The 12,000-nt window shown below is 67.0% G+C and carries 11 protein-coding genes and 1 riboswitch; of the genes, 3 read left to right on the forward strand and 8 right to left on the reverse strand.

The window, feature by feature from the left end; translation table 11 throughout:
• Positions 1–1,733: phosphoribosylformylglycinamidine synthase subunit PurL (purL, locus tag WB508_RS08945; protein ID WP_423844547.1), on the reverse strand; the 1,733-nt coding region annotated here is incomplete at its 3' end.
• 270 nt (positions 1,734–2,003) lie between these two features.
• On the opposite strand from purL, the gene WB508_RS08950 reads away from it, so the two are divergent.
• Positions 2,004–2,162: a hypothetical protein gene (locus WB508_RS08950; RefSeq protein ID WP_423844538.1), complete on the forward strand. Its 159-nt coding sequence runs from the start codon at positions 2,004–2,006 to the stop codon at positions 2,160–2,162.
• A gap of 3 nt (positions 2,163–2,165) precedes the next feature.
• Here WB508_RS08950 and WB508_RS08955 read toward each other — a convergent pair whose 3' ends face one another.
• Positions 2,166–2,804: a hypothetical protein gene (locus WB508_RS08955; RefSeq protein ID WP_423844539.1), complete on the reverse strand. Its 639-nt coding sequence runs from the start codon at positions 2,802–2,804 to the stop codon at positions 2,166–2,168.
• A 48-nt stretch (positions 2,805–2,852) separates the two neighbouring features.
• Here WB508_RS08955 and WB508_RS08960 point away from each other — a divergent pair, with 48 nt between their 5' ends.
• Complete coding sequence (locus tag WB508_RS08960; protein WP_423844540.1) at positions 2,853–3,302, forward strand: hypothetical protein; 450 nt, start codon at positions 2,853–2,855, stop codon at positions 3,300–3,302.
• Positions 3,303–3,327: 25 nt separating this feature from the next.
• On the forward strand, positions 3,328–4,155 hold the full coding sequence (locus tag WB508_RS08965; protein WP_423844541.1) for an EamA family transporter: 828 nt from the start codon (positions 3,328–3,330) through the stop codon (positions 4,153–4,155).
• 1 nt (position 4,156) lies between these two features.
• Here the strand turns inward: WB508_RS08965 and WB508_RS08970 are convergent, their stop codons facing one another.
• The 6 genes from WB508_RS08970 to WB508_RS08995 form a co-directional block, all read right to left on the reverse strand.
• Positions 4,157–5,017, reverse strand: a complete 861-nt coding sequence (locus tag WB508_RS08970) for an Fpg/Nei family DNA glycosylase (protein ID WP_423844542.1) — start codon at positions 5,015–5,017, stop codon at positions 4,157–4,159.
• Between the two features lie 55 nt (positions 5,018–5,072).
• On the reverse strand, positions 5,073–6,137 hold the full coding sequence (locus WB508_RS08975) for an alpha/beta hydrolase (protein WP_423844543.1): 1,065 nt from the start codon (positions 6,135–6,137) through the stop codon (positions 5,073–5,075).
• Between the two features lie 37 nt (positions 6,138–6,174).
• A complete protein-coding gene (locus WB508_RS08980; RefSeq protein ID WP_423844548.1) occupies positions 6,175–7,356 on the reverse strand; it encodes an Nramp family divalent metal transporter in 1,182 nt (393 codons plus the stop codon).
• A gap of 100 nt (positions 7,357–7,456) precedes the next feature.
• A complete protein-coding gene (locus WB508_RS08985; RefSeq protein ID WP_423844544.1) occupies positions 7,457–8,461 on the reverse strand; it encodes a ribonucleotide-diphosphate reductase subunit beta in 1,005 nt (334 codons plus the stop codon).
• 37 nt (positions 8,462–8,498) lie between these two features.
• Entirely contained in the window at positions 8,499–11,009 is a 2,511-nt protein-coding gene (locus WB508_RS08990) for a ribonucleoside-diphosphate reductase subunit alpha (RefSeq protein WP_423844545.1), read from the reverse strand.
• Positions 11,010–11,143: 134 nt separating this feature from the next.
• Positions 11,144–11,352, reverse strand: a riboswitch (cobalamin riboswitch).
• A gap of 120 nt (positions 11,353–11,472) precedes the next feature.
• Positions 11,473–12,000: helicase-related protein (locus tag WB508_RS08995; protein WP_423844546.1), on the reverse strand; the 528-nt coding region annotated here is incomplete at its 5' end.

Genomic DNA, 12,000 nt, shown 5'->3' on the forward strand with positions numbered 1-12,000 from the left:
ACGATGTGCGCGCCGCCGGTGGGGAATCCGTGAACGATGCGACGCCGCACGTCCGTCATCACGCCGAGCACTCCCACCACCGGGGTCGGCAAGATGGGGGTCTCGCCAGTCTGGTTGTAGAACGAGACGTTGCCGCCAGTGACCGGGATGCCCAACACGGCACAGGCGTCCTTCAGTCCGTGCGTGGCCTGCTCGAACTGCCACATGACGTCCGGATTCTCCGGAGACCCAAAATTCAGACAATCGGTGACGGCCAGCGGCTGCGCGCCGGTGACGGCCACGTTGCGATAGGACTCGGCCAGCGCCAGCTGCGCGCCGGCGTACGGGTCGAGCTGGGCGAAACGACCGTTGCAGTCGGTCGAGACCGCTACCCCGAGGTGGGTCTCGGCGTCGATGCGCACGACACCGGCGTCCTCGGGCTGCGCCAGCACGGTGTTGCCCTGGACGTAGCGGTCGTACTGGTCGGTGACCCAGGACTTGTCCGCCATGTTCGGCGACGTCACGATCGCCAGCAGCTGGTCGCGCAGCTCATCGCCAGTGCTCGGTCGGGGCAACGCCTCGGCTGCATCGGCCTGCAGAGCATCCTGGCCGGCCGGACGCGCGTAGGGGCGGTTGTAGGTGGGACCGTCGTGCGCCACCGACCGCGGCGGCACGTCGACCACGGTCTCGCCATGCCAGTCGATGACGAGGTGATCGCCGTCGGTGACCTCGCCGACCACGACCGCCTCGACCTCCCACGTCGCACAGATCGCCATGAACGCCTCGAGGTCGGCCGGTTCGACGACCGCCATCATGCGTTCCTGGCTCTCGCTCATCAAGATCTCCTCGGGCGAGAGCGAGGAGTCGCGCAGCGGCACGGTGTCGAGCTCGACGTGCATGCCACCGTCGCCGGCCGACGCGAGCTCGCTGGTGGCGCACGACAGCCCCGCGCCGCCGAGGTCCTGGATGCCGTTGACGACACCGGCGCTGAACAGCTCCAGGGTGCACTCGATCAGCAGCTTCTCCATGAACGGATCGCCGACCTGCACGCTCGGCCGCTTGGCCGGTCCGGTCTCGTCGAAGGTCTCCGATGCCAGCACCGAGACGCCCCCGATGCCATCGCCGCCGGTTCGCGCACCGAAGAGGACAACCTTGTTGCCCACCCCCGACGCGAACGCCAGGTGAAGGTCCTCGTGCCGCAGCACGCCGACGCACAAGGCGTTGACCAGCGGATTGCCCACGTAGGTCGGATCGAACACGACCTCGCCGCCGATGTTGGGCAGGCCCAGGCAGTTGCCGTACCCGCCGACGCCAGCCACGATGCCGGGCATGACGCGGCGTGTGTCAGGAGCATCCAGTGGACCGAATCGCAGCGGGTCCATGATCGCGACGGGACGGGCACCCATGGCAAGGATGTCGCGGACGATGCCGCCCACACCAGTGGCGGCCCCCTGGTACGGCTCGACGTACGACGGGTGGTTGTGCGACTCCACCTTGAACGTCACGGCGTAGCCCTGGCCGATGTCGATGACCCCAGCGTTTTCGCCGATGCCGGCCAGCGTCTTGCCGAGCGGAGTCTCCTGCGGCAGGTCGCCGAACTTCTTCAGGTGCACCTTGCTGGACTTGTACGAGCAGTGCTCGCTCCACATCACCGAGTACATCGCCAGTTCCGCTCCGGTGGGGCGGCGGCCGAGGATCTCGCGGATGCTCGCGTACTCGTCCTGCTTCATCCCCAGCTCAGCCCACGGCTGCATCTGGTCAGGAGTGGCGGCGGCGAGATGGACGGTGTCGAGCGGGCGGCCTGCAGTCACACGGAGAGCCTATCGTCGAGGCCCATGGCCCTCGGGGTCAGGATTCGCTGGGTTCATCCGCCACCACCGGCGAGAGCACCGCATGGCGCGACGGCCCGGCGCCATCCAGGGGAGAACCATCCGAGAATCTGTCACGCGAGAACGGCGGGTGAGTCGGTGCACGTGACGCGTGTCGCCGAGATGGTGTCCGAGGTCGGGCCTACCGTGGAACGCATGAACCCTGACAGCGTCGTGAGCCTCGGCCTGGCCGTTGTCTGCGAGACCTGTGAGTCAGAGATTGATCTGCTTGACGGATCGGCTGACCACGGGGTCTGCCGCCACTGCGGAATCGCCTTCCTGCTCGACTCCGGCGCCGTCAGGTCGTCGGCCTGATCGTCAGATCGAGCCCGCGAGGGCGCCAATGGCCGACAGTGCTGCGACAACGATCGAGATCGGCACGAGCCAGGCGGCAGCCACCGACAAGGTCACCGTGGTGCCAATCTTCGGCGGAGCGAAGTAGCGCGCTCGGGGCAGCTCGCCCACCTGCTGGACCCACGTGGCCGGCAAGGTGGCACCGCGCCACAGGCCTCGCAGGCGGCCGAGGACTCGCCACCCGTCACCGCCGGTGATGTCGCGGAACACGGCCCCGGCCTGCTGGGTTCGGCCGGTCAGGTTGACCATGACCCGCAGCTCGGCGGCCAGCACTTCGGGGTCGGCGACTGCGTGCAGCACCCTGTTGCGCCGCACCGCGAAGGCGCCTGCCACGGCGGCCATCAGCAGGCCGAGGCCAAGGATGACCCAGCCCATCGATCCGTCAGCGGCCCATCCGATCATGATCGTGGCGATGATGAACGGGCCCGACAACCACAGGAGCGCAGCGGTGGGCCAGCGCATCAGCCGCACGGCCGACGTGATCACGACTGCCGCTCGTTGGGCCGATTCGCCCGTCGTGTCGTCGATGCGCTGCGCTGCCTCGTGCGCGGCGCGGTTGACCTGCGACGACCACCGCCCGGGATCTTTGCTCGGGGTGTCCATGTCTCCATGGTAGGCAGCCGCCCGGAACCGGTCCGGCTACCATGCAGCATGCCCAGGTGGAGACCCGTTATTGCTCTCGCGGTCGTCTCGGGTGCGGCGATCTGGCTGCTCGAGCCGAACTACCTCGATCTCCAGACGTCCGCGACGCCCGATGAGTTCCTCGGCGTCCTCGGTGGCGGGCAGCGTCGAGCCATGGCGGCGGCAATCGCCGACATGGTGTTCGCCCTCAGCTACGCCCTCCTGGGCGTCATGGCGTTCGGTCAGGTTGCGTACGGCGTGGCCCGGGGCATCGGCACAGGCCTGATCATCAGCGCAGCCGCTGCCGATGAGGTCGAGAACGTCATGGTGCTGATGGCCGCCCGCGACGGGAGTTCTGTCAGCGTGTCGACCATCGATGTCATGGGTACGGCTGGGTCGGTCAAGTGGGGCCTGCTCACCGCCTCGGTCGTCCTGCTGATGGCGCTCGCACTGCAACACCGCCTCGCTGATCGGTCCTAGAAAGATCGGCCACTAGGCTGCGGCCGTGGCCATCGCTCTGTCTCTTGTCTCGGCCCTCGCGTATGGCATCGCGGACTTTCTGGGCGGCATCTTCGCCAAGCGGGCCACGCCGTGGCAGATCGCGGTGGTGGGGCAGTCGTCCTCTGCCGTGTGCGCGCTCACCGCGGTGGCCCTCTTCCCGGGTGATCCGACCGCCGCTGACCTCGGTCATGGCGCGATCGCTGGACTGGGCGGCGGATTCGGGGTGGTGTTCTTGTATCGCGGGCTGTCGACCGCACGGATGAGCGTAGTCGCCCCGATCTCGGCGATCGGGGCCGCGCTGCTGCCGGTGGGGGTCGGCCTGGCCTCGGGTGAGCGCCCGGCGGCGATCGCGGTGCTGGGCATCGCATTCGCCTTCCCCGCCATCGCGCTCATCTCACGGGTTCCCGATGCCGACACCGCGCATCGTGGGGGGGTCGTCGACGGAGCCTTGGCGGGTCTCGGCTTCGGTGTGCTGTTCGTGTTCCTCGGACAGGTCAGCGATGGCTCGGGATTCTCGGCGCTCGCCATCTCGCAGGTGACCTCGGTCCTCGCGGTGATCGCCACTGCGACAGTGCTGCGCGCGGCCTGGGTGCCGCGCGACGCCGTGGCGTGGCGCGCGGTGGTCATGGGACCGCTGGGCGCCACCGCGCAGGGGGCGTTCCTGTTCGCCAGCCAGCAGGGACTGCTGTCGGTGGTATCGGTCATCTCCTCTCTCTATCCAGCAACGACCGTGCTGCTGGCGGCGGTGCTGCTGCGCGAGCGGATCCTGCGGTGGCAGGGCGTCGGTCTGCTGCTGGCCGCTCTCGCCGTCACCTTCGTCGCCTTGGCATGACCTACTTGAGAAATTTGGAGGTGCTGCGGTCCTTGAGCACCTTGCCCCCGGTCTGGCAGGTGGCGCAGTACTGCAGGGACGAACCGGAGTAGACGACCTCCCGGACCAGGTCGCCACACTCTGGGCACGGCTGACCAGCCCGGCCGTGCACCCGCATCCGGGTGCGTTTGCTGTCCTTGAGCTCAGCCGCTGGTTTGCCCCGCGCCTGATCGACAGCATCGCGCAGCACCTGCTGCAGGGCGTGCTCGAGCCGATCGATCTCCTCATCGCTCAACGTGTCAGCCAGGGCAAACGGCGAGAGCTTGGCGACGTGCAGGATCTCGTCGCTGTAGGCGTTGCCGACGCCGGCGATGATCTTCTGGTCGCGGATCAGCCGCTTGATCTGCATGTGGCGTCCCAGCAGCGGTCGCAGCTCGAAGCCGTCGACCAGCGGGTCGGGCCCCAGCGCAGCGATGCCCGGCACGTCTCTGGGGTCGCGCACGATGTACATCGCCAGACCCTTTCGAGTGCCTGCTTCCGTGACGTCGAAACCTTCATGCGGGCCATCCCCACGATCGATCCGCAGGCGGGCGGCCAGTGGGCCGTTGCCCATCTTGATGCGAGCCTCGGAGAACGACGTCGACCACCGCAGCCACCCCGCCTTGGCCAAGTGCACCACGACGTGGATCCCGTCGACCTCGATGTCGATGAACTTGCCGTGCCGGGCCACTCCCGTGACGGTCAGTCCCGCCAGTGACTCGACCGGCGGATCGAACGTCTTGAGCACCGAGAACGACCCGAGCTCGACACCCGCCACGACCGCACCCGCCATCTCGCGGTCGAGGAACTCCACCAGCGCATTGACCTCGGGCAACTCAGGCATGCCCCCATTCTGCCCACCTCGCCACTCGCGGGACAGCGTGCGCCGTGCGAGAGGGTCAGTCGGCCTCGGTGAAGAAGGTCTGCATGCCGGGCCAGGAGGCGGTGCGCGCACCGCGGCCGGTCAGCACGCCGAGGTGACCACCGGGTGCCCGCACGATCTGAGTGCGCGCAGCACCCGTCACGAGGTCGAGCAGATGCACGACGGCGGGCTCGGGTGCCAGCGTGTCGTCCGTGCCGGCCACGACCAGAACAGGCACCTTGATCGCGCCCAGATGCACTCGACGGCCGGCCATCTCCATGGCACCGGTCGCGAACTCGTTCGAGCGCATCACCACGTGGTAGAGCTGCCCGAACGTCCGTCCGGGATAGGCGTACATCGAGTCCATGAAGCGGTCGACCGCCTCGAGCTGAGCCAGGAAGTCACGGTCGTCGGCATGCATCAGCATCGCGAACGGCTTGGTCAGGAACTTGTCCAGGGCGGACAGCTGAAAGCCTGCGCGAGTCAACCACGCCGGCACCCCGCCCATGGCACGGTAGGCCGGACCCACGAACCGTCCGATCACCCGGTCCACGGGACGCGCCAGTGCGAGCAGAGGTACCTCACGGAGGTCGAACGGGCTGGCCACAGCGGTGACCGAGGCGATCGGCAGCTCGGGGTGCGCAGCGGCGGAGAACATCGTGAAGATTCCGCCGAGGCTCCATCCGGCGACGTGCACGTCAACCCCGTCAGCGTGTGTCGAGGTCGCCTCGATGGCAGCCGGCACCACTGAATCCACCCAGTGCTCGATCCCCTGGGTGCGATGCTTGAACTCGACGGCGCCGTAGTCAGCGAGATAGACCGGCCGACCCTGGTTGACGAAGTACTCCACGACACTGCACGAGCGGCGGAGGTCGAAGGCCAGCGCGGGGGCAGCCAACGGCGGAACGAACAGCACCGGCTTGCCGCGGGTCGTGACCCCCGGCACCGAGGTGTACCGATACAACGTGAAGTTGTGTCGTTTCTCCACGATGTCGCGAGGCGTGCGAGTCAGGTCCGCAATCGGTCGTCGCCGTACTTTGTCGCCCACGTTCTCAGCCACCGCACCGAGATCACGGGGTACGCGCAGACCGAGCAGTGCCATGCGGCGATCCTCCCAGATCAGCAACCGCCGGGCGATCTCAGCCGATGAAGGTCAGCCACAGCAGCACCGCATTCAGTGCGATGACCACGCCGGCGACTCCCGCGGCCGCGATCGTGGTGGCTGCCCGGTTCACGTGCTCGCCCATGACGTCGCGGCGGGCAGTCAGCACGACCAACGGCACCAGCGCGAAGGGGATGCCGATCGACAAGACCACCTGGGATATCACGAGGGCCCGAGTCGGGTCCGCGCCCGCCAGCAGCACCACCAGAGCCGGGATGAGGGTGACCGTGCGGCGCAGGAGCACCGGTACCCGCAAACTCAGCAGACCGCTCATCACCTCGGCGCCGGCGGCACTGCCCACCGAGGTGGAGGCCAGGCCAGATCCCAGCAGCGCGACGGCGAACAGCAGCGCGACGCCTGCACCCAGCTCGGACGTGACGACGGCGTGCACGCCCTCGAGCGTGTCGGTGCCGGGTAGTCCATCCAGGCTGGTCGCGGCCACGACGAGCAGCGACAGGTTCAGCACCCCGGCCAGCACCAGCGCCAGAACCACATCGGTTCGCGTCGCCGAAAGCAGCTCACGCACGCTCAAGCCGTCCCCGCGCTGTCCGAGTCGTGTCGTGGTCAGGCTCGAGTGCAGGTAGATGACGTGGGGCATCACCGTCGCCCCGATGATGCCCGAGGCGAGCAGAAGGCTCTCGCTGCCCTCGAAGCTCGGCACCAGACCGCCGGCGAGCGGCCCGACCGCCGGTGGGTCGACCACCAGACCGGCGAGGAATCCCAGGGCGATGAGGGCGAGAAAACCGATGATGACTCGTTCGAGCGCTGGCTGACCCCGCCGATCACCGATCTGCAGGATCAGCATGGCCACCGCTGCGGTGATGACTGCGCCGAGCGGAAGCGGCAGATCGAACAACAGGTACAGCGCGATCGCTCCGCCCACGACTTCGGCCAGATCAGTCGCGATGGCGATGGTCTCGGCCTGCGCCCAGTAGGCGAGGCGAGACCGTCTCGGCAGCCGTTGGCCCAGATGCTCTGACAGCGACGTCCCCGTGACCATGCCGAGCTTGGCCGACAGGTACTGCACCAGCACGGCCATGACGTTGGCCAGCACCACGACCCACACCAAGGTGTAGCCAAACTGCGAGCCCGCCGTGACGTTCGTGGCGACGTTGCCAGGGTCGACGTAGGCGACCGCGGCGATGAACGCGGGACCCAGCAGGCCGATGCGCGGCGCGCGGGGCTTCACGGTCACGCCCACCAGCATCTCCCATCGTCCCGTCGACCCGCCAGCCGGTGCTCCGGCCAGCCTGCAGAGATCACGAGGACTTCGCGTTCACCTCGTAGGACGTGTTCGTCGACTCGAAGAAGTTCACCAGCTGAAGGGTGTCGTTCGCGGTCGCCATCCACTTGGCGGGGTTGGCCGCGTCGTAGTGCGGCCCGAAGCCCAGCTCCTCGAGACGGCGGTCAGCCAGATAGCGCACGTACTGGTTGATGTAGTCGGCGTTCAGCCCCAGAATTCCGCCCGGCAGCAGGTCGCGGTTGTAGGCCTCCTCCATCTCGACGGCATCGATGACCATCTGCTGGATCTCGTCAGCGAACTCCGGCGTCGCGACGTCGGGGTTCTCCTCGAGCACCGTCAGAATCAAGTTGATTCCGAACTTCAGGTGCAGGCTCTCGTCGCGCACGATCCAGTCGATCAGGGAGCCGAAGTTGCGCAACAGATTTCGCTGTCGGAAGCTCAGCGCCACCATGAACCCTGAGTAGAACCAGATGCCCTCGAGGATCACGTTGTAGGCCACGAGGTTGCGCACGAAGTCCTGCTTGCCCTCCGTGGTCGTGATGTCCAACGTCTGCTCGGTCATGCGCTTGATGTAGCGCACCTCGAACTCTTCCTTGGCCGCCATCGACGGCACCGTCACGTGCGACTCGTACGCGGCCTCCCGATCGATCGGGAAGGTCTCGAGCACGTACTCGAAACTCATGCAGTGATTGGCTTCCTCCCACATCTGCTTGGCCAGGTACAGGTGGCACTCGGCTGCGTTGACGTACGGGTACACGCCGAAGGCGAGCGCCTTGTTGACCAACAGCTCGTTCGGGTTGAAGTAGCTCATCAAGAAGGTCAGGGCGTGCCGCTCCTCGTCGCTCATGCGCTCGAAGTCGCCCAGGTCCTCTCCCAACGGGATCTCGTTGGGGAACCATGTGTTCGCCACAGCCTGGTCGTACAGGTCCATGGCCCACGGATACGTGACGGGCTTGAGCAGGAGCCCCTGCTCGATGCCGGTGCCGAGGATGCCTCGTGTGCGGGTGGGTGTCTCAGTCATGCAGGTGATCACTTTCTCAGACGGGCAGGGTCGTGGGTCACTGGCAGGAGTCGCACTCGAGGCGCTCTTGGGGGTCGACGGGGCATGCGGCTCCATCGACGATCTCGAGCTCGGCCACGTCCTCGGGGACGACCGCGGTCGCAGCCGGGGTCGAGCGCGCAGCGCCGAAGCCGCGACGCGCGCCACCACCACCCGCCGGTGCTGTGCTGGCGGACTTGTTGACCTTGACGGTGCTCTGCTCGGCGGTGTGGCGCGGCATCATGTGCAGGTAGTACGTCGTCTTGACGCCCATCCGCCACGCGGCTGCGTACAGCTCGACCATCTCGCCCACGTCGCGGCTCTGCAGGTAGATGTTGCGACTGATGGCCTGATCGATCCACTTCTGCGCTCGGGCTGCCACGTGCAGGAAGGCGTAGGGAGACAGCTGAAAGCTGGTCCGGTAGATCTCGGTCAGCTCGGTCGGAACCCCCTCGACCTTGGACAGATCACCTTGCTGGCGCAGCAGGTCCTCGCGCACCGTCTCCCACAGACCCAGAGCACGCAGGTCTTCGACCAGGTTGCGGTTGACCTCGAGGAACTTGCCGGAGCTGGTGGCGCGGCTGAAGATCTGGCTGAACTGGGGGTCCAGACCCGGTGTCGTCCCCGCGACCAAGCCGATCGACGCGGTCGGTGCGATGGCCATCAACGTCGAGTTGCGGATGCCGACCTGCACTCTGCCCCGCAGCACGTCCCAGTCCATCTGGCTGGAGCGGTCGACCTCGACCGGCACGCCACGATCGGCTTCCAGCAGGTCCAACGAGTCCAGCGGGACCATGCCCTCGCTCCAGCGCGATCCCGCGAAGTTGGGGTAGGCACCCCGCTCACGAGCCAGGTCGCAGCTGGCGTCGATGGCGTGCCAGCTCACGAACTCCATGATCTGGTCCATCAGGTCGTAGGACTCCTCGGACTCGTAGGAGTAGCCGAAGCGCTCGACGATGTCGGTGAATCCCATGACCCCCAGGCCCAGCGCCCGATTCTGGTCGTTGGAGTGCTCCGACTCCGGCACCGAGCTGATCGTGATGTCGATCAGGTTGTCCAGCTGTCGGACCGCGAGTCGGGTGGACTCGGCCAGCCGGTCCCACTCCATGCGCGCCGTCTGGCGTCGCCCGCTGACGTGGCGCGAGAGATTGATCGAGGCGAGGTTGCAGACCGAGACGTTCTCACGATCCTGCGGCAGGGTGATCTCGGTGCACAGGTTGGACAGGTGGATCGTCCCGGTGTTGTGGTTCAGCGCACGCGTGTTGATGGTGTCCTTCCAGGTCAGCCACGGGTGCGACGTCGACTGGAGCGACACCAAGATCGCGCGGAACTGCTCGCGCGCGCGCATCTTCTTGTGCCGCAGCCCGCCGGCGTCGGCCAGAGCCGCGTACTCGGCGTAGCGGCGAGAGAAGTCCTGCCCGTACAGCTCGACCAGATCGGGGGTGTCGAGCGGGTCGAACAGGTACCAGGGCTCGTCGTTCTGCACCCGCTTCATGAACTCATCAGAGATCCAGACCGCGGTGTTGGCGGTGCGCGTGCGCCGGTAGGGATCGCCGGAGTTCTGCCGCAGGTCGAGAAACTGCGCGAAGTCGAGGTGCCAGTTCTCCATGTAGAAGCACAGAGCGCCGAACTTCTTGCCGCCGCGGCTGATCGCGCGCAGCGTCGAGTCGATCGTGTGCATGAACGGGATGGGGCCGGTCGACGTGGTGTTGTTGGACCTGATCGGTGAACCCTCCGATCGCAGCTTCGTCACCGACAGTCCGATGCCGCCCGTGCCCTTCGTCAGCCACATCACGTCACGCACGCTCTTCGCGATGTGCTCGATGTCGTCCTCCATCTGCATCACGAAGCAGTTGGAGAGCTGGCTGTACGAGGTTCCGGCGTTGACCAGGGTGGACCCGGCCGCGAGGTACTCCAGCCGCGACATCTTGTCGTAGAAACCGATCGCCGCAGCGGTCGGATCGGCCTCGTTGAGGCAGAGCCCCATCGCGACGCGCATCCAGAAGAACTGCGGCACCTCCAGCGGGGTGCCGTCGGGCTCGCAGATCATGTAGCGGGTCCGCATCGTCTGGGCGCCGATGTATCGGATCAGGTCGTCGCGGTCAGGGTCCAGAGCAGCACCCAGCACCTCGAGGTCGAACAGCTCAGCCAGTCGGGCGTCCAGCAGACCGAGCTCCACGCCGCGCAGGATCGACTGCACGAACGCTGGTCCGTGGAAGGCGTACACCTCGTCGCGCGTGACGCCCTCGCCGAAGATCTTCTTGTACAGCGTCTTGACCAGCAGTCGCGAGGCAATGGTGTCGAAGGCCGGATCGTCCTTGACGTTCTGCAGCGCGACACCGACCACGGCCTCGTCCAGCTGCTCGCTGGTGATGCCGTCGAACAGGGTGATCTCCAGCTCTGACTGCAGCTGGGTGACCCGGGCGACCGTGTCGTCGAGTCCGGCACTGGCCTCCTCGATCGAACGGGCGATCTCGTAGCCGTCGTACGGTGCTCGACTGCCGTCGCGCTTGATGACGAAGATGGACATGCAACTCACCCCTCGTGAGCTCGGTCTGAAGCAGATCCACGAGCACGAAGGGTGGAGGAGACGGTGGCCCTCACGGAACGCGCGACGACCTGATCCCCTGACCGTCCCACGCGGTCGCGGACCCTCGTCGCCATTGGAGCGACAAGGCACTGGCAGGTCTTCGGACTCATGAGCCAGACGCAGGTGCGTCGCCTACTGGATGTCGCTTCCCAGACTCTCGTCCAGTGCTGATGACATCGGTCGTTCCCACTTACCGCTGCGGGGCAGTCCCGGAATCTCACCGGGTTCCCTGTTGCCACGACTCCCCTGGATGAGAAGGCGAACCAGCTGCGTGAGCCACTGTATATGACGAATCACACCGATGTAACCCCTACATCTTGTGTTCTCGGCCGATCCAACCAAAAGACCGCCGCCGCACCGAAAAGTCGGTGGGGCGGCGGTCTGCGGTGCTGCAGGGACGGCGTCAGCGGCTGTTGCGGCTCCGATTGCGATTGCGGTTGGGGTTGCTCGCGCCGCCGCGACCATTGCCGCCACTGCGATTGCCTTGCGGACGCCCGCCACGATGACCGCCGGAGCGGCCCCCGCTATTGCCGCCGCCACCGCTGCGACCGGCAGCCAGTGCCGGTGCCTCGGTGCCCGACGTGGTCAGCGAAGCGGCCGTCATGGGCGACGGGGCGGTGGCTGCACGGTGGTGGCGCGCTGTGACGCCGGCCTTGTTCTGCAGCATCATCACGTCGCGCAGCGCCTCGGGCGTGGTCATGGTGACGACCGAACCGGACTCGCCGGCACGCGCCGTGCGGCCTGAGCGGTGCATGTACGCCTTGTGCTCGGCGGGGGCGTCGTAGTGGACGACCAGGCCGATGCCGTCGACGTGGATGCCGCGTGCGGCGACGTCGGTGGCCACGATGACGCTGGCCTCGCCCTTGCTGAAGCGGGCCAGGTTGCGCTCGCGATTGCGCTGGGACAGGTCGCCGTGCATGTCCACGGCGTC

Source organism: Aeromicrobium sp., from assembly GCF_049586495.1.
Classification (GTDB): Bacteria; Actinomycetota; Actinomycetes; order Propionibacteriales; family Nocardioidaceae; genus Aeromicrobium.

Coding starts and splice junctions, on each gene's coding strand:
- WB508_RS08990 (WP_423844545.1), bottom strand. CDS start 11,009: ATGTCCATCTTCGTCATCAAGCGCGACGGCAGTCGAGCACCGTACGAC.
- WB508_RS08985 (WP_423844544.1), bottom strand. CDS start 8,461: ATGACTGAGACACCCACCCGCACACGAGGCATCCTCGGCACCGGCATC.
- WB508_RS08970 (WP_423844542.1), bottom strand. CDS start 5,017: ATGCCTGAGTTGCCCGAGGTCAATGCGCTGGTGGAGTTCCTCGACCGC.
- WB508_RS08950 (WP_423844538.1), top strand. CDS start 2,004: ATGAACCCTGACAGCGTCGTGAGCCTCGGCCTGGCCGTTGTCTGCGAG.
- WB508_RS08975 (WP_423844543.1), bottom strand. CDS start 6,137: ATGGCACTGCTCGGTCTGCGCGTACCCCGTGATCTCGGTGCGGTGGCT.
- WB508_RS08960 (WP_423844540.1), top strand. CDS start 2,853: ATGCCCAGGTGGAGACCCGTTATTGCTCTCGCGGTCGTCTCGGGTGCG.
- WB508_RS08955 (WP_423844539.1), bottom strand. CDS start 2,804: ATGGACACCCCGAGCAAAGATCCCGGGCGGTGGTCGTCGCAGGTCAAC.